Consider the following 23,856-nt stretch of genomic DNA (forward strand, 5'->3'; position numbering starts at 1 on the left):
GCGTCAGTGCTCCGGCGGTGACGAAGGCGCGGGCGGCGTGGGTGGCTTGGGTGGCTTGGGTGACGCCGGGCGCGAGCCGCCGCCGAAGCGCCGGTGCATGCGCGTCGCGAGCCGGTCGAACGCCAGGTAGATCACGGGCGTGGTAAAGAGCGTGAGCGCCTGGCTCACGATCAGCCCGCCCGCGATGGCGATGCCGAGCGGCCGGCGCAGTTCCGAGCCCGCGCCCGTGCCGAGCATCAGCGGCAGCGCGCCCAGCAGCGCTGCAAGCGTGGTCATCATGATCGGGCGGAAGCGCAGCAGACAGGCCTGATAGATCGCTTCGCGCGGCGGCTTGCCTTCGTTGCGCTCGGCGTCGAGCGCGAAGTCGATCATCATGATCGCGTTCTTCTTCACGATGCCGATCAACAGCACGATGCCGATGATGCCGATGATGTCGAGGTCGTGCCCGGTCATGATCAGCGCGAGCAGCGCGCCAATGCCGGCCGAAGGCAGCGTCGACAGAATCGTGATCGGATGCACGAAGCTCTCGTAGAGCACGCCCAGCACGATATACATCGTCACGATGGCCGCGAGGATCAGGAACAGCTCGTTCGAGAGCGAGGCCTGGAACGCGAGCGCCGCGCCCTGGAAGCGCGTCTGGAACGAGCCCGGCAGGCCGATTTCCTGCTCGGCCTGCTGGATCGCCTTGACCGCCGCGCCCAGCGACGCGCCGGGCGCGAGGTTGAACGAGATGGTGGTGGCCGGGAACTGCGAGAGGTGCGAGACCAGCAGCGGCGCGGGCCGCTCGTGGAACTTCGCGATGGCCGAGAGCGGCACCTGGCCCGAGGTCGAGGTCGAGGAGGGCAGGTAGATCGAGTTCAGCGAATCCGTGTAGTGCTGCATCACGGGATCGGCTTCGAGAATCACGCGGTACTGGTTCGACTGCGTGAAGATCGTCGAGATGATGCGCTGGCCGTAGGCGTCGTAGAGCGCGTTGTCGACGGTTGCCGGCGTGATGCCGTAGCGCGCGGCGCTGGCGCGGTCGATCTCGATGAACACCGATTGGCCCTGGTCCTGCAGGTCGGTCGCGACATCGGCGAGTTGGGGCAACTGCTCCAGCCGGTGCACGAGCTTGGGCACCCAGGTGGTGAAGTCCTGGATGTTGGGCGTCGTGAGCATGAACTGGTATTGCGTCGGGCTCACCGTGGAGTCGATCGTGAGGTCCTGCACCGGCTGCATGTAAAGCGACGCGCCCGTGATGTGCGACACCGACTGCTGGAGGTCGCGGATGATCTCGCTCGCCGTTTCGCTGCGGTCGTCGCGCGGTTTCAGGTTGATGAGCATGCGCCCGTTATTGAGCGTGATGTTGGTGCCGTCCACGCCGATGAACGAGGTGAGGCTCTCCACGTTCTCGTTCTTGAGGATCTCGGCGGCGAGCGCTTGCTGGCGCTCGGCCATCGACGCGTACGAGACCGCCTGCGGCGCCTGCGTGATCGCCTGGATCACGCCGGTGTCCTGCACGGGGAAGAAGCCCTTGGGCACCACCACGTAGAGGATGCCGGTGAGCACCAGCGTGGCGAAGAACACGATCATGGTGAGCCGCTGGCGCGCGAGCACCCATTCGAGCGCGACGCCATAGCGCGCGATCACGTACTCGAAGAACGCGTGCATGCGCGCTTCGAAGCGGTGGCTTTCGGGCGGCGGCGTGTGGCGCAGCATCTTCGCGCACATCATCGGCACGAGCGTGAGCGAGACCACGGCCGAGATTACGATGGTCACGGCGAGCGTGATCGCGAACTCGTGAAAGAGCCGGCCCACGACGTCGCCCATGAAGAGCAGCGGAATCAGCACTGCGATCAGCGAAACCGTGAGCGAGATGATGGTGAAGCCGATCTGCTTCGAACCCTTGAGCGCCGCTTCGAGCGGCGATTCGCCGTCCTCCACGTAGCGCGCGATGTTCTCGATCATGACGATGGCGTCGTCCACCACGAAGCCGGTCGCGATGGTGAGCGCCATCAGCGAAAGGTTGTCGAGCGAGAAGCCGCACAGGTACATGACCGCGAGCGTGCCGATCAGCGAGAGCGGCACCGAAAGGCTCGGGATGATGGTCGCGTAGATGTTGGCGAGGAACAGGTACATCACCAGCACCACCAGCACCACCGACATCAGCAGCTCGAACTGCACGTCGCGCACCGAGGCGCGGATCGTGGTGGTGCGGTCGGTGACGATCTGCACGTCGAGCGAGGCGGGCAACGCCTCCTGCAACTGCGGCAGGATCTTCTTGACGCTGTCCACCACCTCGATCACGTTGGCGCCCGGCTGGCGCTGCACGTTCAGGATGATCGCGGGCGTGCTGTCCACCCACGCGCCGAGCTTGGTGTTCTCCGCGCCCTGCACGATGGTCGCGACATCGGTGAGCATCACCGGGCGGCCGTTGCGGTAGGCGATCACGGCGTCTTTATACGCTTCGGCGTCGGTCAACTGGTCGTTCGCGTCGATCGTGTACGCGCGCGTGGGGCCGTCGAAGCTGCCCTTGGGCGTGTTGACGTTCAGGTTCGAGATGGTCGTGCGCAGGTCGTCGAGATTCAGGCCGTAGGCCGCTAGCGCGCGCGGATTCGCCTGGATGCGCACGGCCGGGCGCTGGCCGCCCGTGACGCTCACGAGGCCCACGCCCGCAACCTGCGAGATCTTTTGCGCGAGGCGCGTGTCGGCGAGGTCCTGGACCTGCGTGAGCGGCAGCGTCTTCGAGGTAATCGCGAGCGTGAGGATCGGCGCGTCGGCGGGGTTGACCTTGGCGTAGATCGGCGGCGCGGGCAGGTCCGACGGCAGCAGGTTGCCCGCCGCGTTGATAGCCGCCTGCACCTCCTGCTCGGCGACGTCGAGCGGCAGGTCGAGGCTGAACTGCAGCGTGATGACCGAGGAGCCCGCCGAGCTTCGCGACGACATCTGGTTGAGCGACGGCATCTGGCCGAACTGGCGCTCGAGCGGCGCGGTGACCGAGGAGGTCATCACTTCCGGGCTCGCGCCCGGATAGAAGGTCTGCACCTGGATGGTCGGGTAATCGACCGTGGGCAGGGCGGAAAGCGGCAGAAAACGCAGCGCGACGAGGCCGACCAGCATGATCGCCGCCATCAGCAGCGCCGTGCCGACCGGACGCAGAATAAAGGCGCGGGATGGATTCATGCGGCTTACTGGCCCGAAGCGTCAGGAGTCTTGGGGCGATGGCCGCGGTGTGCGCCCGATGCACCTGATGCGCCGGATGCCGCGCCGGCCCACGATGCACCGCCGCTCCTTGCACCTGAGGCACCCGCAGCGCCCGAAGCATCCTTCGGCCGTGCGGCCGGGACGGTGATCTTCGAGCCTTCGCGCAGGCGGTCCGAGCCGTCGGTCACGATGCGCTCGCCCACGGCGAGGCCCGAGGCGATGCTGGTGCGCTCGGCGTCCACCGGGCCGACCTTCACGAGCCGCACCGTGACGGTGCTGTCGGGCTTCACCACATAGACATACGTACCCTGCGAGCCGTTGAGCACCGCGGAGGTGGGCACGATCACCGCGTTATGGATCGTGTCGACGAGCAGCCGCGCATTGACGAACTGATTCGGGAACAGCGAGCCGTCGCCGTTGGCGAAGCTCGCGCGCAGCTTCACGGTACCGGTCGTGGTGTCGATCTGGTTGTCGAGGGTTTGCAGGAAGCCGCTTTCGAGCAGCGTGGTGTTGCTGCGGTCATAGGCCGAGACGGACATTTTGGTGCCCGCGCGCATCTGCTTCAGGATGGACGGCAGATTGTCCTCCGAGGTCGTGAAGATCACGCTGATCGGCTGCAACTGCGTGAGCACGACGATGCCGTTGGTGTCGCCGGGCGTCACGTAGTTGCCCGGGTCGACCTGGCGCAGGCCCACGCGCCCGGAAACCGGCGCGGTGATGCGCGCGTAGGTGAGGTCGAGCTTGTAGGTGTCGATGTTGGCCTGATCCGACTTGACGGTGCCCTCGTACTGCTTCACGAGCGAGCTCTGCGTGTCCACCTGCTGGCTTGCGATCGAGTCCTGGGCGAGCAGGGTCTGGTAGCGCTTGAGGTCGAGGCGGGCGGTGGCGAGCAGCGCCTGATCGCGCGCGAGTTGGCCTTCGGCATTGTCGAGCGAGATCTGGTAGGGGCGCGGGTCGATCTGCGCGAGCACGTCGCCCTTCTTCACCATCTGGCCTTCCTCGAAGTTCACGCTTTGCAGCGTGCCGGAAAGTTGCGTGCGCACCGTGACGGAGGCGAGCGGCGTGACCGTGCCGAGCGCCGTAATGACGATGGGCATGTCGCCGGATTTCGCGGTTGCGACGCTGACCGGCTGCGGCTGGTTCGCCATTGCACCCGGACCGCCATGGCGCATGCGAGCGCCGCTCGCGGCGGCGGGGCTGGCGGCGCCGTTCGGATTCTTGTTCCACGGCTGCCAGCGCAGTAGCCCGATGGCGGCGACAACCAGCACGATAGCGAGCGCGATCAGCTTGCCGCGGCGCGTGCGCGGCGCCGGGCCGCCCGATGGGGCAGGGGAGGACGGAGTGTTTCGACGAGGGGAATCCGGGCGCTGTTCTTCTTTATCCATCGGTCAGGTCGGTAACAAAATCGGTGACGTGCTTGTCGGTTGAGCGGATTGGCCGGGCGCGCGCGGTAGTCGTGCATGAATCGCGCATGGGGCACGCATGACGCGATGCTACGCGAGACGCGCGCAAGCTCGATGTCAGGTGCTTGTCGGGAGGCAAGCCGATGGGCCGTTCTCCGCCCACGGCGCCTTGATGGCTGACCGATGCAGCCAAAAAGCATGATGCTACGTTGCTGGCTCAGTTACAGTCCAGCACCGTATCTTTCGATACATTACGGCGGTTACAGCTCGCCCCGGGCGTGGTGGGAAGCCATTGCCGAAATGGTATGCAAAAATTGGGGTTATATCAATTGAGTGGGAATTGAAGAGAAATATTTGACTGGTCACGTATACTGGCGAGATTTTGCTTGACTTGGTCAGCATCTGGATAAAAAATCGAGCGCACTTTCGACATGACCTCGAAGGCCTCGAAGCACGCCGAGAACCCCGCAAGTCTTGCGGGGTTTTTAAGTATCTCGGAGTATGCATTTTGCATAAATGCGGCAGCCCGGTCAGCGTTCGAATACCGTCTCTCAGGTTCTAGCACGGCCCTCGGAATGGCTAGAACTTTTCAAAGCGTCACGTTCGCACGTGGCGCTTTTTTTTTTCGCCCGGTTCGTTGTTCACGAACGCTGCGAAGGTCGTTAGCAAACTAATCAGGAAGCCAAATTTATTCTTGACTATCTTGTAATTATTTATCAAAAATATATACATTGTCCGTGCACCATTTGAATAGCTCGCGTACGACTCCAAGAGGTCATTCCGAATGAGCGATATAGACCCGGTGCGAAAATCAGAGGAGCTGCGCAGCTTCCTGTTCCTGACTGTCGTCATGGTCCCTGTGCTCACGGTAGCGATCATCGCTGCATACGGATTCGCGGTGTGGTTTTACCAGATGCTGATCGGCGGGCCGCCACACTGACTATTAGTTATCCAAAACGAATATTACCCTGAGGGCGGCACTGCCATGTCCGTCGAAACTCGAAGTGCAACCTGCGAAAAGGTCACATCCAACGAGTTTCATGTAGCAGGGGTCGTTATATACGCGCAAAGCGATCGATGCGAGAGCATCTCCCAAAGCCTCGGCATGCTTCCCGGCGCACAGGTTCACGTCGCGACGCCGGACGGCCGCATGGTCGTCACGCTTGAGGGCGCGCACTCGCTGGCGATCGAAGAGCAGCTCAGCGCAATCAATGCCTTGCCGGGGGTCCATGCCTCCGCGCTCGTCTATCAGCATCACGAGAACATCGAATCGCCGGAATAGGGGAGTTTGTCGATGAAGCTGACCCGTCGCGAATTCATCAAACAAACCGCGGCTTCAGCGGCCGCCGCGGCTGCAGGCGTCACCTTGCCAGGCGGTGCTGTGCTGGCGGCGGACGACGACCTCAAGTGGTCCAAGGCGCCTTGCCGTTTCTGCGGCACCGGTTGTGGCGTGCAGGTCGGCGTAAAGAATGACAAGGTGGTCGCCACGCTCGCCGATCCGCAGGCGGAGGTCAACCGCGGACTGAACTGCGTGAAGGGCTATTTCCTCTCGAAGATCATGTACGGGCAGGACCGCCTGACGACGCCGCTGCTGCGCATGAAAGATGGCAAGTACGACAAGAATGGCGAGTTCGCGCCGGTCTCCTGGGATCGCGCCTTCGACGAGATGGCTGCGCAGTGGAAGCGCGTGCTCAAGGACAAGGGGCCGACGGCGGTGGGCATGTTCGGCTCCGGCCAGTGGACCGTCTGGGAAGGGTATGCGGCGGTCAAGCTGATGAAGGCCGGCTTTCGCAGCAACAACCTCGATCCGAATGCGCGGCACTGCATGGCTTCCGCGGTTCAGGGCTTCATGCGTACGTTCGGGATGGACGAGCCGATGGGCTGCTACGACGATATCGAGCAGACCGACGCGTTCGTCCTGTGGGGGTCGAACATGGCCGAGATGCACCCGGTGCTGTGGACCCGGGTGACGTCGCGCCGCCTCAGCGCGCCGAAGACCAAGGTCGTGGTGCTCTCGACCTTCGAGCACCGCTCGTGCGAGCTGGCTGACGAAACGATCGTGTTCACGCCGCAGGGCGACCTCGCGGTGCTCAACTACATCGCGAACTACATCATCAAGAACGGCAAGGTCAATCGCGCCTTCGTCGACAAACACACGGTGTTCAAGCAGGGCAACGCCGACATCGGCTACGGGCTGCGCCCCGATCATCCGTTGCAGAAAGCGGCGCAGAATGCCAAGGATCCAGGCGGGTCGAAGCCCATCACCTACGACGAATTCGCGAAGTTCGTCTCGAAGTACGACGCTGCATACGTGACCAAGATTTCGGGCGTGTCGAAAGCGAAGCTCGACCAGCTCGCGCAGCTTTACGCCGATCCCAACATCAAGGTCGTGTCGTTCTGGACCATGGGTTTCAACCAGCATACGCGCGGGGTGTGGGCCAACAACATGGTCTACAACCTGCATCTGCTGACCGGCAAGATCTCGACGCCCGGCAACAGTCCGTTTTCGCTCACGGGGCAGCCGTCCGCGTGCGGCACCGCGCGCGAGGTGGGCACGTTCTCGCATCGTTTGCCGGCCGACATGGTCGTGACCAACCCGAAGCATCGGGAAACGGCGGAGCGCATCTGGGAGTTGCCCGCCGGCACGATTCCCGAGAAACCCGGCTACCACGCGGTGCTACAGAACCGCATGCTGCGCGATGGCAAGCTCAACGTGTACTGGGTGCAGGTCAACAACAACATGCAGGCCGCCGCGAACCTGAACGAGGAGGGGCTGCCGGGCTATCGCAACCCCGCGAACTTCATCGTGGTCTCCGACGCGTATCCCACCGTCACGGCCGTTGCCGCGGACCTGATACTGCCGACGGCCATGTGGGTAGAGAAGGAGGGGGCGTACGGCAACGCTGAGCGGCGCACGCAGTTCTGGCATCAACTGGTGGCGGCGCCCGGCGAGGCGCGCTCGGACTTGTGGCAACTGGTGGAGTTTTCGAAGCGCTTCAAAGTCGAAGAGGTCTGGCCCGCGGACCTGCTCGCGAAGAAACCCGAATATAAAGGCAAGACGCTCTACGACGTCCTCTATCGCAATGGGCAGGTCGACAAGTTCCCGCTCAAGGATGCCGACGCCGGTTACCGAAATGACGAGGCCAAGGCGTTCGGTTTCTACATCCAGAAGGGCTTGTTCGAGGAGTACGCGAGCTTTGGCCGTGGTCACGGCCACGATCTCGCGCCGTTCGACGACTACCACAAGGCGCGCGGTCTGCGCTGGCCGGTGGTCAACGGCAAGGAAACGCGCTGGCGCTATAAGGAAGGTACGGATCCCTATGTCAAGGCGGGAACCGGATGGCAGTTCTACGGCAACCCCGATGGCCGCGCCGTGATTTTCGCGCTGCCGTACGAACCGGCCGCCGAGGCGCCGGACAAGGAGTTTCCGTTCTGGCTGGTCACCGGGCGCGTGCTCGAGCACTGGCATTCAGGATCGATGACGCGGCGGGTGCCGGAGCTGTATCGCGCGTTTCCCAATGCGGTGTGCTTCATGCATCCGGACGACGCGAAGGCAATGGGCGTGCGCCGTGGCACCGAGGTCAAGGTGATGTCGAGACGGGGTTACATTCTCACGCGTATCGAAACACGCGGGCGCGACCGGCCGCCGCGCGGACTCGTGTTCGTCCCGTGGTTCGACTCGAGCCAGTTGATCAACAAGGTCACGCTCGATGCGACCGATCCGATTTCTTTGCAGACCGACTTCAAGAAGTGCGCGGTCAAGATCGTCAGGGTCTAAACGGAGCCCGCCATGCGAAACTGGATTGCGCTCATCATTGCCTCGGTCGTGGCACTGGCGGCCGTGGCGCAGCAACCTACCGTTCCCGGCCAGCCTTTTTATGACGCGCTGCGCGGCACGACGCCCCTGAACGAGGAGGCGACTCCGCCCGCGATGTTGCAGACGGAAAACAAGGACGTCATTCGCGGGCGTGCTTACGCGCAGCAGCCGCCGACGATTCCGCACAAGATCGACGGCTATCAGCTCGACAGGAATGCGAACAAATGTCTGGCCTGCCACGCCGGCAGTCGCGCGGCCGAGAGCGGTGCGGTGCCGGTCGGCATCTCGCACTATACGAACCGTGACGGCGAAACGCTCGGACATCTCGCTCCGCGCCGGTATTTCTGCACGCAATGCCATGTCCCACAGGTGGACGCCAAGCCGCTGGTCGCGAACACATTTGCTGGTCTCGAAGACGTCAAGACGCAGGGCGCACCGCAGAAAGCGAAGAAATAGGGGGCTCACATGCGCGACTTGTTCCGACGCTACTGGAGGGCGATCACGCGGCCGAGTGCGTTTTTCAGCCTGGGCTTTCTGACGCTGGGCGGTTTCATTGCGGGCGTCGTCTTCTGGGGAGCTTTCAATACGGCGATGGAGTTGACCAACACGGAAGCGTTTTGTGTCGGCTGTCATGAGATGCGCGACAACACCTACGCCGAGTTGAAAACGACGATTCACTACAGCAACCGCACGGGCGTGCACGCGAAGTGCTCCGACTGCCACGTGCCGCACGACTGGACCGACAAGATCGCGCGCAAGATGCAGGCCTCCAAGGAAGTGTGGGCGAAGATTTTCGGTGTGGTGGACACGCGCGAGAAGTTCGAGGCCAAGCGGCTCGAACTTGCCGAGCACGAATGGGCGCGCTTCAAGGCGAATAATTCGCTCGAATGTCGCAACTGCCACTCGTTCGAATACATGGATCTCACGCGCCAGAGTCCGCGCGCTCAGGAGGCCCACACGCGCTTCCTGGAAACGGGAGAAAAGACCTGCATCGACTGTCACAAGGGTATTGCGCACCACCTGCCGAACATGGCCGAGGCGGCGCAGGACGGCGCACTGGGAGGCAGTGAGAAAAAGCAGTGAGCCTTCCTCCCGACGCACCCGGAAATGGAGGACCCGGTTGAACCCGAACGACTACGACTTCTAGCCATGTATTCCATTGAACAGCTTGCCGTCGAGCGCGGCGGCCGGACGATCGTAAGCGGCATCGACCTCAGCATCGAGCCTGGGTGGGCGCTGCAGATCCACGGCGCGAACGGCAGCGGGAAGACGACGCTGCTCGGGGCGCTCGCGGGTTTGTTGCCGCTTGCGAAGGGCCGGGTTTGCTGGCGCGGCGACGATGTGCGCCGCGCGCCGCGCCGGTTCCGCAGCGAGCTTGCGTATGTCGGGCATGCCAATGGCGTCAGCGACGACCTCACCGTGCTGGAGAACATCCGCTTCGCGGCGTTGCTCGGCACGGCCGATGTGTCCGATGGTGACGCCAGCAGCGCGAGTGATTCGGTCTCGCGCGAGAACGAAGTGCTCGAGCAGGCCGGGCTGTACGCGCTGCGGCATACGCGCCTGAGTCGCCTTTCGCAGGGCCAGCGCCGCCGCGTCGCGCTGATGCGCCTGATGCTCGGCCGCAAGCCGCTGTGGCTGCTCGATGAACCCGGCGACGCTCTCGATGCGTCCGCAACCGACTGGTTCGCTACCTGCATCGATACGCACCTGCGCGCGGGCGGCATCGTCGCGTTGACGACGCACCGGCCGCTGGAAAGCGGTGCCGGCCGTACGCGTCATCTCTATCTCGAGCGGAGCAGCGGATGCTTGAAGTGATGCCCGGCATCATCCGCCGCGAGTTGATGCTGAGCTGGCGCAGACGCAGCGTCACACTGGGCGCGCTGATGTTTTTCATCGTTGCATCGAGCCTCTTTCCACTCGCCATCGGCACCGAAGCGAAAACGCTGCAGATGATCGCGCCCGGCGTGCTGTGGGTGACGGCCCTATTCGCGGCGATGTTGTCGGCGGGGCAATTGTTCGGCAGCGATTACGCGAGCGGCGCGCTCGAGCAGATGCTGCTGTCGCCGCTGCCGTTGCCCGCTATCGTGTTCGGCAAGATCGTCGCGCACTGGTTGACGAGTGGGCTGGCGCTCGTACTGCTGGTGCCGGTCGTCGCGCTTCAGTACGCACTGGACTGGCGCGCGACGCTTTACCTGATGGGCACCTTGCTGCTCGGAACGCCGCTCCTGAGCTTGATCGGTTCGATGGGGGCGGCGCTGACGTTGGGGGTGCGCGGCGGCGGCGTGGTGCTGGCCCTGCTGGTGTTGCCGCTTTACGTCCCCGTGCTGATTTTCGGCGTGAGCGCGGCGGATCTGGCCGGGGTGCCGGGGCGCATGCAAGCGAGCTTTTCGTTGCTCGGCGCTGCGTTGTGCGTGGGCGCGTGGCTTTGCCCGTGGGCGAGCGCGGCGGCATTGCGCATTGCCATGGAGTGATGCAGATGAAGCGTGTGAACTGGTTCCGGTACGCCTCGCCATCGGCTTTCGATGGTCTCGCGAAGCGGCTCGTGCCGGGGTTCGGCGTGGCCGCCGTGCTGCTGGTGTGCGTGGGGCTCGTGATCGGGCTAGCGATCGCCCCCGCCGATGCCCTCCAGGGCAATGTCTACCGCATCATGTTCGTGCACGTTCCCGCAGCGTGGATGTCGATGTTCATCTATCTCGTGATGGCCGCGTACTGTGCGCTCGATCTGATCCTGAACGCGCGGCTCTCGGCCATGATGGCGCAGGCGCTCGCACCCACCGGCGCGCTGTTCACGTTCATTGCGCTCGTCTCGGGCGCGTTCTGGGGCAAGCCCGCGTGGGGCACGTGGTGGGTCTGGGATGCGCGGCTCACCTCCGAGCTGATCCTGCTCTTCCTCTATGCGGGCTTCATGACGCTGCACGCGGCCATCGACGACACACGCCGCGCCGACCGGGCGTGTGCCGTGCTCGCGTTGATCGGCGTGGTGAATATCCCGGTGATCTTCTTTTCGGTGCAGTGGTGGTACACGCTGCATCAGGGGCCGTCGCTCGGCTTCGGCAGCGGCGTCGCGATGAGCGCGTCGATGGTTTGGGGCCTGCTCGTGATGACCGCGGGCTTCTGGTGCTACACGATCGCCGTTGTGCTCGCGCGCGTGCGCGTCATCATGCGTACGCGCGAGCGCGTGTCGTCATGGCAGATCCATATCGAGGAGCGTCCGGCATGAATGCTCTGATCAGCGTGATGTCGATGCTCGCGCATACGCCGTATCTCGTGGCGGTGCTCGTCGTGACCTTCGGACTGCTGGGCGTCGAGGCGTGGATCGTACGCGGCCAGGCGCGCTCGCACGGCGACCGCTCTGCGGAGGGCCGGTGAAAGCACGGTATCGTCGTTTCGGATTGCTTGCCGCCGGAGTCGTCAGCGCCGGGCTTGCGTGCGCACTCGTGCTCAACGCGCTGCGCAGCAACATGATGTTCTTCGTGACGCCAAGCCAGGTTGCCTCGCACGAGGCGCCGCTCGCGCATCGCTTCAGGCTCGGCGGGTTGGTCGAGCGCCATTCGCTCAGGCGCGATGCCGACGGGCTGACCGTGCACTTCACCGTGAGCGACACGGCGTCGTCGGTACGGGTGGTTTATCGCGGCGCGCTGCCCGATCTCTTTCGCGAGGGCAGCGGCGTCGTCGCGCAGGGCCGACTCGGCGACGATGGCCAGTTCCACGCCGACGAAGTGCTCGCGAAGCACGACGAGAAGTACATGCCGCCCGAGGTGAGCAGCGCGCTGCGGCAGGCTGCTGGCAGTGCACAACCCAGCGCACAACCCGGCGCACAACCCGCGACGAAACCTGCCGCCGTGCGGGTCGCGGCAGGCGTGTCCGATGGGGGAGTCCAGCGATGATTCCCGAGATCGGTCACTTCGCATTGATTCTCGCGCTGATGCTCGCGTTGATCACGGGCGTGCTGCCTTTGCTTGGCGCGCAGTTGGGCATTGCCGGCTGGATGCGCATCGCGTGGCCCGCCGCGCGCGCGCAATTCGCCTTCGTCGCGCTCGCTTTCGGCACGCTCATGTGGTCGTTCTGGAGCAACGATTTTTCGGTCGTCTATGTCGTGGAGAATTCCAATTCGACGCTGCCCGCCATGTATCGGCTGGCGGCGGTCTGGGGCGGCCACGAGGGCTCGCTGCTGCTCTGGGTGCTGCTGCTGACGCTCTGGATGGTCGCGGTGAGCTGTTTCAGCCGTCAACTGCCGATGGAGCAGGTGGCGCGCGTGCTCGGCGTCATGAGCTGGATCGCCGTAGGCTTTCTGTCGTTCCTGCTGCTCACCTCGAATCCGTTCGCGCGCCTGATGCCGCCCGCCATGGACGGCCGCGATCTCAACGCGCTGCTGCAGGATCCCGGCATGGTCATGCATCCGCCGATTCTCTATATGGGCTACGTCGGCTTTTCCGTTGCGTTCGCGTTTTCGATTGCGGCGTTGCTGGCGGGGCGGCTCGACTCGGCATGGGCGCGCTGGTCGAGGCCATGGACGACAGCCGCATGGATGTTCCTCACGCTCGGCATCGCGCTCGGCAGCGGCTGGTCCTACTACGTGCTCGGCTGGGGCGGATGGTGGGCCTGGGACCCGGTCGAGAACGCATCGTTCATGCCGTGGCTCGCCGGCACCGCGCTGATGCATTCGCTGGTGGTCACCGAAAAGCGCGGGAGCTTTCGCAGCTGGACCGCGTTGCTGGCGATCTGCGCGTTTTCGCTGAGCCTGCTCGGTACTTTCCTCGTGCGTTCGGGCGTGGTCACGTCCGTGCATGCGTTCGCCTCGGATCCCGCGCGCGGCATCTTCGTCCTCGCGTTGCTGGCGTTGACGACCGGCGGGGCGCTCATGCTGTTCGCGTGGCGCGCGCCGCAAATCGGGCTGGGCGCGGGTTTCGAGCCGGTCTCGCGCGAGGCCTTGCTGCTATCGAACAATCTGCTCTTGATGGTGGCGGCGGGATCGGTGCTGCTGGGCACGCTCTATCCGATGCTGCTCGACGCGCTGGGGGCGGACAAGCTCTCGGTGGGCGCGCCGTATTTCGACAGCGTGTTCGTGCCGATCATGACGCCCGCCATTTTCCTGATGGGCCTTGGACCGCTCGCGCGCTGGAAGTCCGCGCGCGTGCCGGAGCTTGCCGTGCGGCTGCGCTGGGCCGCGCTCGTGAGCGTGCTCACAGCCATCGTGTTGCCGTTGTTGCTGGGAAGCTGGCGTCCGCTCGTGAGCCTCGGCGTGCTGCTGGCCGCCTGGACCCTGACGAGTGTGGCCGTGAGCGTGCGCGAGCGCCTGCGCGGCCTGCAAGGATCGCTCGTCGCCCGCTTGCGCAGTGTGCCGCGCGCGACTTGGGGCATGTGGCTCGCGCATGCGGGCGTGGGCGTTTTCATCGTCGGCGTCACGTTGGTCAAGGGCTATGAGACCGAGCGCGACGTGCTGCTGCGCCCCGGCGAGAGCGTTTCGGTGAACGGCTATGACTTCCGCTACGATGGCGTGCAGACGGTTTCGGGTCCTAACTATCAGGCCACGCGTGCGACGCTGCTGGCTAGCAAGGATGGTCAACCGGTTGCGACGCTCTTTCCCGAGAAGCGGGTGTTCGCGGTCCAGAACACGCCGATCACCGAGGCGGCCATCGATCACGGTGTGCTGCGCGATCTTTACGTCGCGCTCGATCAGCCGGTTGGTGCGAATGCGTGGTCGGTTCGCATCCAGATCAAGCCGTTCGTGCGCTGGATCTGGGGCGGCTGTCTGCTGATGGCGCTCGGTGGACTGCTCGCCGCAACCGACCGGCGCTACCGCCTGGTTGCCCATCGCCGTACGCAGCGGGCGGAGCGGCCCGCCGGCATGGCGATGCACGATGTGCCGGCGGTCGCGAAGCGCGCGGGACCGGCGGGCGAGGCGGGCCGATGAAGCGCTTCCTGATCCCGCTGATCGTGCTCGCGGCGTTGCTGGCGCTGCTGACGGCCGGGTTGCGGCACGATCCGCGCCGGCTGCCTTCGGCGTTGATCGGCAAGCCCGCGCCGGAATTCGATTTGCCGAGACTCCACGAGCCCGCACAACGCCTGTCGACCCAGCACTTGCGCGGGCAGGTCTGGATCATGAACGTGTGGGCGTCGTGGTGCGAATCGTGCCGCGACGAACATCCACTGCTGGTCGATCTGGCGCGCCAGCACATCGCGCCGGTGTTGGGGCTGAACTACAAGGACGACCGCCAGAACGCGCTGCAATGGCTCGCGGATGCGGGCGATCCCTATACCTCGTCGATCGTCGACCGCACCGGGCAAACCGCGATCGACTTTGGCGTGTATGGCGTGCCGGAGACCTTTGTGGTCGACCGCGCCGGAGTCGTGCGCTATCGCGAGGCCGGTCCGCTCACGCGCGCGCGGATCGATGGCGAGATCTTGCCGCTCGTGCGCAAGTTGCAGAGCGAGGGCGCGCCATGAATCGACCTATGCGCGCCTGGGCCGCCCGGCTCGGAATTGCGCTGATGGTGGCGCATGCGAGCACCATCGCAATAGCGGCGGGCGAAGTCGACGCCGACGCGCGCTTGCGGCGGCTCGACGAGAGTTTTCGCTGTGTCGTGTGCCAGAACCAGAGCCTCGCCGACTCGAATGCCGAACTCGCAGCCGACCTGCGCACACAGATTCGCGACCAGGTTCGCAGCGGTGCGACCGACGAGCAGATCAAGGCCTATATGGTGCGCCGCTACGGAGACTTCGTCCTGTACCGGCCGCCGCTGAAGCCCGTCACCTGGGCGCTCTGGCTCGGACCGTTCATCGTGCTGGCGGCGGGGGCATGGGCGATGTGGCGCAGTATCGTGCATCGGCGCGGCCTGAGTGCCGCAGCGCTCGACGCCGGCGAACGCGCGCGCGTCGCGTCCCTGCGCGGGCATGAGGAGGAGGGCGCGGCGTCATGATTCCTTTCTGGCTGATCCTCGCGGCGATGATGGCGATCGCGCTCGCGTGCGTGCTCGTGCCGCTTTGGCGTGGCGCGGATTCGCGGTCGAGCACCGAGACGATGGCCGTGGCGATCTACCGCTCGGGAATGGCCGAGCTCAAGCACGAATGCGCGGCGGGCCTCGTTCCCGCGGAGCATCAGGCGCAGGCGAAGCGCGAGCTGGAGCGGCAACTCGTCGATGACGCCAGCGACCGGATTGCGCCATCGGCCGGTGAACGGCCGATGAGCAACGTCACGCGCGCCGCGGTCGCGGCGCTGCTCGTGGCGCTGCTGCCGGCAGGGGCGCTCGTGCTGTACATGCGCATCGGCAATCCCGTTGCAGCGGCGATCGAAGGCACCAGCGGCAAGCAAGCCGATAGCCATATGGGCACGCAAGGTTCGCTCGAATATGTCGTGAGCCGGCTCGCGGTGCGGTTGAGCGAACAACCGGACGATGCCAAGGGCTGGGCCATGCTGGCGCGCTCATACGCCGCGCTGGATCGCACGTCGGATGCCGTCGCTGCGTATCGCCGCGCGCTGGCCTTGACGCCTGCCGATCCGGGGCTGCTCGCGGACTACGCAGACGAACTCGCGACGCTTCGCGGCGGAGATTTGAACGGCGAGGCGATGCAAAGCATTCAGGCTGCGCTCGCAGCGGACCCGGCCAACCCAAAAGCGCTGGCGCTCGCAGGGTCCGCCGCGCTCGATCGGCGCGACTACGGCCAGGCGGTTGTCTATTGGACGCGTTTGAAGGCTGTGGCGAATCCGCAAACCGCGGCGCAGGTCCAGCACAATATCGACATGATCGAGGATCTGGCGGCGAAGGGGCACGGGACGCCTTGACGGGTTCTTGCGCAGCGTTGCGGTGCACTTGTTTTCGAACTAGCGCGTGAGCAACCGCTCCACCTCGCTTACCGCGACGCCCAGGCCATCCTCTTGCGCCATGCGCCTGCCGAGCTCGGCAGCGCGCGCCTTGACCTCGTTGCGTTGCGCGAACGCGATGGCTTGTTTCAAGGCACTCGCGCGCAAGCGTCTTCCATTGACGGCGGCCGGCGCCACGCCCAGCGCGGCGAGCCGGTGCGCCCAGAAGGCCTGATCGCCCGCGAACGGCACCACCACCGACGGCACGCCGGCCCGGCAAGCCGAATGCGTCGTGCCCGAGCCGCCGTGATGGACGACCGCGCTTGTGCGGGCGAAGAGCCAGTCATGCGGCGTCTCGCCGATCACGCAAAAATTCTCCGGCAACCGCGTGGTGTCCACGCCGCTCCAGCCAGGGTAGAACAGCACGCGGCGTCCTTCCGCGGCTTCAATTAGCGTTGTCACGAACTGATCGCGGTCGAAGCCGGCCATGCTGCCAAAGCCGATGTACAGCGGCGCTTCGCCCGCATCCAGAAAGCGCGTGAGCGCAGCGGGCGGGGTCCAGTCGCCCGAAGCCTGACGCCATTGACCGCAGACTGTGGCGTTCGCGGGCCAGTCGCGCGGGCGCGGCAGCAGATTCGGCGAGACGCCATAGAGCATCGGGTGGTCGGTCCATACGCCGCCGCGCGGCGCGAGCCCGCAGACTTCGGCGCGCGCCGCGTTGGTTGCGCGCCGGAACGCGCGCCACAGCAGGCTGTTCACGAGCCGTTGGCTGATGCGGTTGAGCCAGCGCGGCACTTTGGACGGCGGCAGGAACGGCGAGGCGAAGTCCCGCGTGGGCGTGAGCGGAATGAGACTGGCGCCCAGCACCGGCACGCGCCGGTATTCGGCTACCGAGAGCCCGACGAACGCGGCCAGCCCCGAGACGATGATGGCATCGCTTCGGGCCGAAGCGTCGGCGACTTCTTGCATCCACGCGCGCGTGCTGGCGTTCGCGATCGAGGCGAGCGCTTTGGCCGTGGCGTCGAAGCTCGTACGGCCGCTTACCACCGAGCCCAGTGTCGCGCCCGGCATGAGCGCCGCGCGGATGTCGCCCGAGAGCGCCGACGCCGGAACGCCGAGCGCTTCAGCCGAGCCTAGCGTCGCGCGGTCGGCGAGCAGGTGCGTGTCGTGGCCGGCGTCCATGAGCGAGCGGCAGAGCGCGGCGAGCGGACGGGTATCGCCTTCGGTTCCATAGGTGACGACAGTGAGCTTCATGCGGTGATCTTCGGGTGCGGTGCGCTTGTGCCGGATTCTATCTGGCACAAGCGCACCGCCGCGTTAGAACACCGTTTCGCGCTCCGGCGTCGCGCTGATCTTGTGGATCGACAGATCGGCGCCGTTGTATTCGCCCTCCTGATCGACGCGCAGGCCCACGGTTGCACGCAGCGCACCGTAGACCACCACACCACCGAGCGAAGCGATCACAATGCCGGCAATCGTCCCGACGATCTGCGCACCCAGCGAAACGCCGCCGATCCCGCCCAGTGCGCGTGTGCCGAAGATGCCCGCCGCAATGCCGCCCCACGCGCCGCACAGGCCGTGCAGCGGCCACACGCCGAGCACGTCGTCGATGCGCCAGCGGTTCTGCACGCAGGTGAACATGTAGACGAACAGCACGCCGGCGACGGCGCCCGTCGCGAGCGCGCCGAGCGGATGCATCAGGTCCGAGCCCGCGCACACGGCCACGAGGCCCGCGAGCGGCCCGTTATAGGTGAAGCCCGGGTCGTTGCGGCCCGCGAGCCACGCGGCAAGCGTGCCACCCACCATCGCCATCAGCGAGTTCACGGCCACGAGGCCGCTGATCTTGTCGATGGTCTGCGCGCTCATCACGTTGAAGCCGAACCAGCCCACCGCGAGCACCCACGCGCCGAGCGCGAGAAACGGAATGTTCGAGGGCGGATGCGCGGCAATACGGCCGTCGCGCGAATAGCGGCCGTGGCGCGGTCCGAGCAGCAGCACGGCGGGCAGCGCGACCCAGCCGCCGAACGCGTGCACGACCACCGAGCCGGCAAAGTCATGGAACGGCACGCCGAACACATGCGTGATCGCATCCTCGAAGTGCAGGCGGTTGTTCCACACCATGCCTTCGAAGCACGGGTAAATAAAGCCGACGATCACGAAGGTCGCGAACAGTTGCGGATTGAACTTCGAGCGCTCGGCGATGCCCCCCGAGACGATGGCCGGAATCGCCGCCGCAAAGGTGAGCAGGAAGAAAAAGCGCACGAGTTGATAGCCGTTGTGCTCGGCGAGCACGTCGGCGTGCGAGAAGAACTGCACGCCGTAGGCGATGGTGTAGCCGATGAAGAAGTACGCGATCGTCGAGACTGAAAAATCGACGAGGATCTTCACGAGTGCGTTGACCTGGTTCTTCTTGCGCACGGTGCCGAGTTCGAGAAACGCGAAACCCGCATGCATGGCGAGCACCATGGCGGCGCCCAGCAGCAGAAACAGCGTGTCGGTGCCGGTCTTGAGATTGTCCATCGTGAAGTTCTGCCCTTGCCCTGAGTGGGCGCATAAATAGAGGCACAAACAGCAAGATGCGGGCCAGCTTTGCGCCAAACTGGTGAGCGCCGTGAGGCGGCAAGCCATTTAACGGTGCGCGCGTGCACCGGAGCGGCCTTCCATGCTCCGTGATCGCGCGCACGAAAAGCGTGCGCACGCTGTGGGTGCGGGGTGGTGGAGCACGAATCGGCACAATCGCAGTGCCTGCGCGCCAAACTGGTGAGGCGGCGCTCCAGTTCGGGGCGAATTATTCGATTTGCCTTTCTTTATAAAGCGAATCGTTGGTGATTCGAAAATATTCGGTGGACCGCACATTGCGCGCACGTTGAGCGCACATCGGCGGGCAAACGCCGACATAATAATGATCGAACCAAACCCTTAGCCGTCCGGACTTCCCGAACCGCCACCCCATGCGCCTCACCACTAAAGGGCTGTTGCTGATCGCGATCCCGGCCGTCTTCGAGTTGACGCTGCTGTCGGCCATCGTGAAAGCCGAGGCCGATGCGGAAATCGCCGAGCTTTCGGGCCAGCACAGCCAGGCCGTGCTCGCGCAGGCGGGTCGGGTGCTGGAGCCGGTGCTGATTGAATCGGTGCGGCTGCGTGGCGCGGTGGCCGCGGGCGACGCGCGCTTCTCGACCCCGGTGGCGTTGTGGATGGACATCGATCGCCGCATCGACCGGCTCGCGGAACTTGTCGCCGACAATCCGTCCCAGGTCGAGCGCGCCCAGCGGATCCGCCAGACGGTGCAGAACTATCGCCAGTGGTCGGACCGCATTCAGGATCTACTGCATTCGGGACGCCGCGCCGACCTGGTCGAACGCTTTCGCACCGACGCGGACTCCGATGCGCTTGACCGCGTGCGCACCCAGGTCACCGCGTTTCAGACCGAGGAGCGCCGCCTCGACGTGATGCGCATCACCGACGCCGAGCAGGCGCGCGCGCAGCAGCAGTCGCTCGTGATGACCGCGGTGATTGGCTCGATCATGCTCGTGGCGGTGGCTGTCTGGGTCTTCACGCGCGGCGTGCGCGGGCGGCTCGATGCGCTGTCCGACAACGCGAGCCGGCTCGCGGGCAATGAGCCGCTCGCGCCGCTGGCGACCGGCAACGACGAAATCGCGGAGCTCGATCTCACACTGCATCAGATCAGCCAGCAGCTCGTGGAGGCGGAACGGCTGCGGCTCGGCTTCCAGGCCGACCTTGCGCGCCGCGCCGAGCAACTCGCGCGCATCAACGAGGATCTGCGCCAGCAGACTCAGGAAAACGAGATGTTCATTCACAGCGTGTCGCATGACTTGCGCGCGCCGCTCGTGAACCTGCAAGGTTTTTCGCGCGAGCTCACTCACGCGTGTGAAGACTTGCGCGAGCGCGTGGCGCGCTCCTCGCTTGGGCCTGAAGCGCGGGCGCGCATCGAGCGGATCATCAACGAGGACATCGGCGAAGCGCTGCGCTATCTGCAGACGGCGGTGTTGCGCGCCTCGCATATCATCGACGCGCTCTTGCGGCTAGCGCGCGTGGGGCGCGTGGAGTATCGGCGTCAGCGCGTCAATGTGCAGGAACTGGTGCAGCGCGTGGTCGACGCGATGCATGCCTCGGTGCGCGCGCGTAACGCCCAGGTGAGCGTGCGTGGACTGCCTCCGGTATGGGGGGACCCGACCGCGCTCGAGCAGGTGTTCGCGAATCTGATCGGCAATGCGCTCAATTATCTCGATCCTGCCCGTGAGGGGCGCGTCGAGGTCGGCACGGCGGACGCGCCGCCGGGGGTGGAGTCGCTGCAGATTTTCTATGTGCGCGACAACGGCATGGGCATTCCCGAAGTGGCGCGACCGCGCTTGTTTCAGGCCTTCCAGCGCATGCACGGCAACGTCGCGCCCGGCGAGGGCATCGGGCTCGCGCTCGTGCGCCGCATGGTCGAGCGGCACGGCGGGCGCATCTGGGTGGAATCGGTCGAAGGCGAGGGGACGACGTTCTATCTTTCGCTGCCCGACGCGCTTGCGGTCGTGCCGCCGGCGCCGGGCGTCGCCGCGGCGCTCGTGGCCGCGCATGAGCGCACGCGCGGGCGGTACGGCGAAGGCGCGGCCGATAGCGCGGCGCCCTCGGGGTCCGTGTCAGCGCCGGTTTCCACTTGCGACACGGGCGTAGCGGGCAGCGCGGCCGTGGCCAGCGTCCCTGCCGTGGATGGGCCGCTGGCGGGTGTGTAGGGCATGAGGGGAGCCCGGATCAGCAGGCGAAAATGCGCCGCGGCTTGAGGAGGCTGCGACCGCGAATCGACCAGAGGCAGCCCGCGCCGGCCAGCGCAAGCACAACGGCCAGCGCGGTGTGAGGATTCAGGTGCGCGACAGGCAGGCTGCCTGGAGAGACCAGCGTGCGTTCGAGCATGAACAGCGCACCCCATAGCGCGATGGCCGCCTGAATCAGCATGCGCGTGCCGCGTGCGTGGCGCGCGCGTTCGGCCGAGGTTCTGCGCTGGCCCGCGCGCGTGCAAAAGAACGAGATTGCGATCAAGGCAATCGCCAGTAGAACCACCCAATCCGTCAGATCCATCGCCGTACATTCCTGCAATCAAAGCGATATTGTCGGAAAGGCGGGGCGAGGCTGGCATCGGATCCGTCTTAATCTTCACGCGTTTGCGTTAAAGATTGTCAGATATTCGGACCGCGGACCGGGGGGCTGCGATTTGAGTGCCTAAGGGTGCTCAAGACGGTGAAACCGCGCCGTCCACGCACGGCGGCGCGGGACTCACGCTTCAGGGCTCGATACGCGTACCGAGCAACGCGAGAAATTGACGCAGCCATTCGGGATGCGCGGGCCAGGCCGGCGCGGTGACGAACGGAGCATCGGTCACGGCGCTGTCGATGGCGATATCGGCATATTCGCCGCCCGCGAGACGCACTTCGGGCGCGCAGGCCGGATAGGCCGAGATGCGTTTGCCGCGAATGACCTCGGCGGCGGCGAGCAGTTGCGCCGCATGGCAGATGGCGGCCACGGGCTTGTTGGCTTGCGCGAAGTGCTGCACGATCGCGATCACCTGCGGGTCCAAACGCAGATACTCGGGCGCGCGGCCTCCCGCAATGGCGAGCGCGTCGTAGTGCTGCGGATCGATCTCGTCGAAGCTGGCGTTCAGCGCGAACTGATGGCCCGGCTTTTCGGTATAGGTCTGGTCGCCCTCGAAGTCGTGAATCGCGGTCTTGATGCGCTCGCCGGCCTTCTTGCCGGGGCACACGGCATCGACCTTGTGACCGACGGCTTGCAGCGCCTGGAAGGGCACCATCGTTTCATAGTCTTCGGCAAAATCGCCCGTGAGAAAAAGGATCTTCTTGACTGCCATCGCCAGGCTCCATGAGGGTTGCGGTTGCTGTGGCCCGCTGCGTTGGGGCACGGTGGAACGCAACGGGTGTCCACACAGTCTATTTCAGCATGCTTGACGATTTTACGAAGGCCACCGCGGCCGATCCCGATCCCGATACTCAACGCGACGCCGTCGTCTGGCGTGGCTACGTGGCGCGCGACGACGCGGCGCCGCTCGCCACGCTCTTTCGCGATGCCGTCCTGACGCTGACCGCGCCGCACTATGACGCCGCCCAGCGCACGGCTTGGGCAGCGGCAGCCGACGACCTCGATGCCTTCGACGCCCGCCTCGCGCGTGGCGTGACGCTCGTCGCCGAACACGTGGGCAAGCCGGTCGCGTTCGGCCAGCTCTTTCCCGCCGACCACGTGGAGATGCTCTACGTCGCGCCGGGCTGGACGCGGCGCGGCCTCGCCTCCGCGCTCATCGCGCGCATGGAGGCGCTGGCGCGCGAGGCGCGGGCGAGCACGCTCGACACCGACGCCAGCGCGCTCGCGCGTCCCGTGTTCGAGCGTGCGGGGTTTTCGCTGGTCGCAGAAGAGGTCGTGCGGCGCGGCAGCGTATCATTGCCGCGTTTTCATCTTTGCAAGCCGCTACGTGCGGTGTTTTTTTCAGGGTGACCATGTCTTCGAAGAAGGTTTTAAAACGGCTGGGCATCGTGCCCGTGCTCCTGTGCGTGGCGCTCGCTGCCGGCTGCGACAAGCAAAATCCAACGGTGGCCGATCTGAGCAAGAAATCCGCCGATGCCGCGCAGCAGGCCGCTCAACTCGCGGCCAGCCAGGCCAGCGCGCAAGCGGCCCAGACGCTGGATAAGGCGGCCAGCTACGTGAACCAGCAGCTTGACGCCGCGCAGCGCAAGCTCGGTCAGGTGGCTTCGCAAACACAGGCGCAAACTCGCGAGCAGCTTCAGTCGCAGGGCGAGGGAACGTCCGCATCGATTGCCTCGGGCGCAAGCGCCTCGGCCGACGCGATGGCCTCGCAGGCGCGCGGGCAGTGGCAGGCGGCGGCGAGCGCCGCCCACGCGATGCTCGGCAATGCGGCCGCGGCCACCGGCTCCGGGCTGTCGATGGCGGGGACCTCGCTGCAACGCTGGGCTGCGAGCAGCGCTTCAGCGACCGGCACGGCGGCATCAGGCGCGAACCAATGAGCGGTGTTCGCGGTTGACGGGCGAAATTAATGTAATTATGATGGTTACACTTTATCTCGCCGTGTTTTCAGCGGCCGGTTTGTTGTGAATACGCGTTGTGAATACGAGTAGCCGTTTTGCGTTTGCCGTCCATGTGCTCGCACTTCTGGCGTTACAGGAGGGCGCGCCGCTGTCCTCGGAGATCATCGCGGGCAGTGTGAACACGAACCCCGCGCTGATCCGGCGTCTCCTGACGATGCTTGCCAATGCGGGGCTCAGCGCATCGCAGCTTGGCGCGGGCGGTGGGGCGCTGCTGGCGCGCGAGCCGCGCACGATCACGCTGCTGGAGATCTACCGCGCGGTCGACGACGCCCAGCTCTTTGCCATGCATCGCGAAGAGCCCAATCCGGCTTGCATGGTGGGGCGGCACATCCAGGACACGCTGCGCGGCGTTATCGACGACGCGCAGCGCGCCATGGAGGCGTCGCTCGCCAGGCGCACGCTAGCCGATGTCGTTGAGGACATGGAGCGCAACGAGCGCAAGCTCGAACGCGTACGCGGGAAGTGAAGAAAGCGGCGGCGTGAAAACCGCGTGTTATTAAATGCGGATGCTTGGCCTGACGGGGCGTTGCCCCGTTTTTT

At 65.4% G+C, this 23,856-nt stretch carries 24 protein-coding genes; 18 read left to right on the forward strand and 6 right to left on the reverse strand.

Going from position 1 to position 23,856, the window contains the following annotated elements:
* Positions 1-3 precede the first annotated feature (3 nt).
* Both HV773_RS03240 and HV773_RS03245 read right to left on the reverse strand, forming a co-directional pair.
* Entirely contained in the window at positions 4-3,162 is a 3,159-nt protein-coding gene (locus HV773_RS03240) for an MdtB/MuxB family multidrug efflux RND transporter permease subunit (RefSeq protein WP_129562275.1), read from the reverse strand.
* Between the two features lie 5 nt (positions 3,163-3,167).
* Entirely contained in the window at positions 3,168-4,568 is a 1,401-nt protein-coding gene (locus HV773_RS03245) for an MdtA/MuxA family multidrug efflux RND transporter periplasmic adaptor subunit (RefSeq protein ID WP_129562274.1), read from the reverse strand.
* 802 nt (positions 4,569-5,370) lie between these two features.
* Here HV773_RS03245 and napE point away from each other — a divergent pair.
* From napE to ccmI, 14 genes are all read left to right on the forward strand, one after another.
* Positions 5,371-5,526, forward strand: coding sequence for a periplasmic nitrate reductase, NapE protein (napE, locus tag HV773_RS03250; protein ID WP_129562273.1), 156 nt, complete (start codon positions 5,371-5,373; stop codon positions 5,524-5,526).
* A gap of 45 nt (positions 5,527-5,571) precedes the next feature.
* The gene (locus HV773_RS03255; RefSeq protein WP_227875297.1) at positions 5,572-5,868 is read left to right on the forward strand and encodes a chaperone NapD; all 297 of its coding nucleotides are present in this window, start codon (positions 5,572-5,574) and stop codon (positions 5,866-5,868) included.
* Between the two features lie 12 nt (positions 5,869-5,880).
* Entirely contained in the window at positions 5,881-8,364 is a 2,484-nt protein-coding gene (gene napA / locus HV773_RS03260) for a periplasmic nitrate reductase subunit alpha (RefSeq protein ID WP_129562272.1), read from the forward strand.
* Between the two features lie 12 nt (positions 8,365-8,376).
* Complete coding sequence (locus tag HV773_RS03265) at positions 8,377-8,859, forward strand: nitrate reductase cytochrome c-type subunit (RefSeq protein WP_129562271.1); 483 nt, start codon at positions 8,377-8,379, stop codon at positions 8,857-8,859.
* A 9-nt stretch (positions 8,860-8,868) separates the two neighbouring features.
* Positions 8,869-9,486, forward strand: coding sequence for a NapC/NirT family cytochrome c (locus tag HV773_RS03270; protein ID WP_129562270.1), 618 nt, complete (start codon positions 8,869-8,871; stop codon positions 9,484-9,486).
* Positions 9,487-9,552: 66 nt separating this feature from the next.
* On the forward strand, positions 9,553-10,218 hold the full coding sequence (gene ccmA / locus HV773_RS03275) for a heme ABC exporter ATP-binding protein CcmA (RefSeq protein WP_129562269.1): 666 nt from the start codon (positions 9,553-9,555) through the stop codon (positions 10,216-10,218).
* Positions 10,206-10,874: a heme exporter protein CcmB gene (ccmB, locus tag HV773_RS03280; RefSeq protein WP_129562268.1), complete on the forward strand. Its 669-nt coding sequence runs from the start codon at positions 10,206-10,208 to the stop codon at positions 10,872-10,874. Before ccmA ends, ccmB begins: the two co-directional genes overlap by 13 nt.
* A gap of 5 nt (positions 10,875-10,879) precedes the next feature.
* Positions 10,880-11,623 (forward strand): heme ABC transporter permease CcmC, encoded by a 744-nt coding sequence (gene ccmC, locus HV773_RS03285; protein WP_129562267.1) that lies wholly within the window; start codon positions 10,880-10,882, stop codon positions 11,621-11,623.
* A complete protein-coding gene (locus tag HV773_RS03290) occupies positions 11,620-11,772 on the forward strand; it encodes a hypothetical protein (RefSeq protein ID WP_174220055.1) in 153 nt (50 codons plus the stop codon). Before ccmC ends, HV773_RS03290 begins: the two co-directional genes overlap by 4 nt.
* Positions 11,769-12,290 (forward strand): cytochrome c maturation protein CcmE, encoded by a 522-nt coding sequence (gene ccmE / locus HV773_RS03295; RefSeq protein ID WP_129562266.1) that lies wholly within the window; start codon positions 11,769-11,771, stop codon positions 12,288-12,290. Before HV773_RS03290 ends, ccmE begins: the two co-directional genes overlap by 4 nt.
* On the forward strand, positions 12,287-14,317 hold the full coding sequence (locus tag HV773_RS03300) for a heme lyase CcmF/NrfE family subunit (protein WP_129562265.1): 2,031 nt from the start codon (positions 12,287-12,289) through the stop codon (positions 14,315-14,317). Before ccmE ends, HV773_RS03300 begins: the two co-directional genes overlap by 4 nt.
* Positions 14,314-14,850 carry a DsbE family thiol:disulfide interchange protein gene (locus tag HV773_RS03305; protein WP_129562264.1) on the forward strand — a complete coding sequence of 179 codons (537 nt, stop codon included), beginning with the start codon at positions 14,314-14,316 and terminating at the stop codon, positions 14,848-14,850. The genes HV773_RS03300 and HV773_RS03305 overlap by 4 nt, the downstream gene beginning before the upstream one ends.
* Positions 14,847-15,323: a cytochrome c-type biogenesis protein gene (locus HV773_RS03310; protein WP_129562263.1), complete on the forward strand. Its 477-nt coding sequence runs from the start codon at positions 14,847-14,849 to the stop codon at positions 15,321-15,323. The genes HV773_RS03305 and HV773_RS03310 overlap by 4 nt, the downstream gene beginning before the upstream one ends.
* The gene (ccmI, locus tag HV773_RS03315) at positions 15,320-16,186 is read left to right on the forward strand and encodes a c-type cytochrome biogenesis protein CcmI (RefSeq protein WP_129562262.1); all 867 of its coding nucleotides are present in this window, start codon (positions 15,320-15,322) and stop codon (positions 16,184-16,186) included. Before HV773_RS03310 ends, ccmI begins: the two co-directional genes overlap by 4 nt.
* A gap of 39 nt (positions 16,187-16,225) precedes the next feature.
* On the opposite strand, the gene HV773_RS03320 is transcribed toward ccmI, so the two are convergent.
* Positions 16,226-17,458, reverse strand: coding sequence for a glycosyltransferase (locus tag HV773_RS03320; protein ID WP_129562261.1), 1,233 nt, complete (start codon positions 17,456-17,458; stop codon positions 16,226-16,228).
* A gap of 63 nt (positions 17,459-17,521) precedes the next feature.
* Positions 17,522-18,724, reverse strand: a complete 1,203-nt coding sequence (locus HV773_RS03325) for an ammonium transporter (protein ID WP_129562260.1) — start codon at positions 18,722-18,724, stop codon at positions 17,522-17,524.
* Between the two features lie 431 nt (positions 18,725-19,155).
* Here HV773_RS03325 and HV773_RS03330 point away from each other — a divergent pair, with 431 nt between their 5' ends.
* Positions 19,156-20,943 carry a sensor histidine kinase gene (locus tag HV773_RS03330; RefSeq protein ID WP_129562259.1) on the forward strand — a complete coding sequence of 596 codons (1,788 nt, stop codon included), beginning with the start codon at positions 19,156-19,158 and terminating at the stop codon, positions 20,941-20,943.
* A 19-nt stretch (positions 20,944-20,962) separates the two neighbouring features.
* Here the strand turns inward: HV773_RS03330 and HV773_RS03335 are convergent, their stop codons facing one another.
* A complete protein-coding gene (locus HV773_RS03335) occupies positions 20,963-21,286 on the reverse strand; it encodes a hypothetical protein (RefSeq protein WP_129562258.1) in 324 nt (107 codons plus the stop codon).
* A 202-nt stretch (positions 21,287-21,488) separates the two neighbouring features.
* On the reverse strand, positions 21,489-22,070 hold the full coding sequence (locus tag HV773_RS03340; RefSeq protein WP_129562257.1) for a DJ-1/PfpI family protein: 582 nt from the start codon (positions 22,068-22,070) through the stop codon (positions 21,489-21,491).
* 89 nt (positions 22,071-22,159) lie between these two features.
* Here HV773_RS03340 and HV773_RS03345 point away from each other — a divergent pair, with 89 nt between their 5' ends.
* From HV773_RS03345 to HV773_RS03355, 3 genes are all read left to right on the forward strand, one after another.
* Positions 22,160-22,708 carry a GNAT family N-acetyltransferase gene (locus tag HV773_RS03345; protein WP_129562256.1) on the forward strand — a complete coding sequence of 183 codons (549 nt, stop codon included), beginning with the start codon at positions 22,160-22,162 and terminating at the stop codon, positions 22,706-22,708.
* A gap of 2 nt (positions 22,709-22,710) precedes the next feature.
* On the forward strand, positions 22,711-23,235 hold the full coding sequence (locus HV773_RS03350; protein WP_129562255.1) for a hypothetical protein: 525 nt from the start codon (positions 22,711-22,713) through the stop codon (positions 23,233-23,235).
* A 97-nt stretch (positions 23,236-23,332) separates the two neighbouring features.
* The gene (locus tag HV773_RS03355; protein ID WP_129562254.1) at positions 23,333-23,782 is read left to right on the forward strand and encodes an Rrf2 family transcriptional regulator; all 450 of its coding nucleotides are present in this window, start codon (positions 23,333-23,335) and stop codon (positions 23,780-23,782) included.
* Positions 23,783-23,856 lie beyond the last annotated feature (74 nt).

This window comes from Paraburkholderia caffeinitolerans (assembly GCF_902859945.1).
Lineage (GTDB): Bacteria > Pseudomonadota > Gammaproteobacteria > Burkholderiales > Burkholderiaceae > Paraburkholderia > Paraburkholderia caffeinitolerans.

Coding starts and splice junctions, on each gene's coding strand:
- HV773_RS03240 (WP_129562275.1), bottom strand. CDS start 3,162: ATGAATCCATCCCGCGCCTTTATTCTGCGTCCGGTCGGCACGGCGCTG.
- HV773_RS03245 (WP_129562274.1), bottom strand. CDS start 4,568: ATGGATAAAGAAGAACAGCGCCCGGATTCCCCTCGTCGAAACACTCCG.
- napE (WP_129562273.1), top strand. CDS start 5,371: ATGAGCGATATAGACCCGGTGCGAAAATCAGAGGAGCTGCGCAGCTTC.
- HV773_RS03255 (WP_227875297.1), top strand. CDS start 5,572: ATGTCCGTCGAAACTCGAAGTGCAACCTGCGAAAAGGTCACATCCAAC.
- napA (WP_129562272.1), top strand. CDS start 5,881: ATGAAGCTGACCCGTCGCGAATTCATCAAACAAACCGCGGCTTCAGCG.
- HV773_RS03265 (WP_129562271.1), top strand. CDS start 8,377: ATGCGAAACTGGATTGCGCTCATCATTGCCTCGGTCGTGGCACTGGCG.
- HV773_RS03270 (WP_129562270.1), top strand. CDS start 8,869: ATGCGCGACTTGTTCCGACGCTACTGGAGGGCGATCACGCGGCCGAGT.
- ccmA (WP_129562269.1), top strand. CDS start 9,553: ATGTATTCCATTGAACAGCTTGCCGTCGAGCGCGGCGGCCGGACGATC.
- ccmB (WP_129562268.1), top strand. CDS start 10,206: ATGCTTGAAGTGATGCCCGGCATCATCCGCCGCGAGTTGATGCTGAGC.
- ccmC (WP_129562267.1), top strand. CDS start 10,880: ATGAAGCGTGTGAACTGGTTCCGGTACGCCTCGCCATCGGCTTTCGAT.
- HV773_RS03290 (WP_174220055.1), top strand. CDS start 11,620: ATGAATGCTCTGATCAGCGTGATGTCGATGCTCGCGCATACGCCGTAT.
- HV773_RS03300 (WP_129562265.1), top strand. CDS start 12,287: ATGATTCCCGAGATCGGTCACTTCGCATTGATTCTCGCGCTGATGCTC.
- HV773_RS03305 (WP_129562264.1), top strand. CDS start 14,314: ATGAAGCGCTTCCTGATCCCGCTGATCGTGCTCGCGGCGTTGCTGGCG.
- HV773_RS03310 (WP_129562263.1), top strand. CDS start 14,847: ATGAATCGACCTATGCGCGCCTGGGCCGCCCGGCTCGGAATTGCGCTG.
- ccmI (WP_129562262.1), top strand. CDS start 15,320: ATGATTCCTTTCTGGCTGATCCTCGCGGCGATGATGGCGATCGCGCTC.
- HV773_RS03320 (WP_129562261.1), bottom strand. CDS start 17,458: ATGAAGCTCACTGTCGTCACCTATGGAACCGAAGGCGATACCCGTCCG.
- HV773_RS03325 (WP_129562260.1), bottom strand. CDS start 18,724: ATGGACAATCTCAAGACCGGCACCGACACGCTGTTTCTGCTGCTGGGC.
- HV773_RS03330 (WP_129562259.1), top strand. CDS start 19,156: ATGCGCCTCACCACTAAAGGGCTGTTGCTGATCGCGATCCCGGCCGTC.
- HV773_RS03335 (WP_129562258.1), bottom strand. CDS start 21,286: ATGGATCTGACGGATTGGGTGGTTCTACTGGCGATTGCCTTGATCGCA.
- HV773_RS03340 (WP_129562257.1), bottom strand. CDS start 22,070: ATGGCAGTCAAGAAGATCCTTTTTCTCACGGGCGATTTTGCCGAAGAC.
- HV773_RS03345 (WP_129562256.1), top strand. CDS start 22,160: ATGCTTGACGATTTTACGAAGGCCACCGCGGCCGATCCCGATCCCGAT.
- HV773_RS03350 (WP_129562255.1), top strand. CDS start 22,711: ATGTCTTCGAAGAAGGTTTTAAAACGGCTGGGCATCGTGCCCGTGCTC.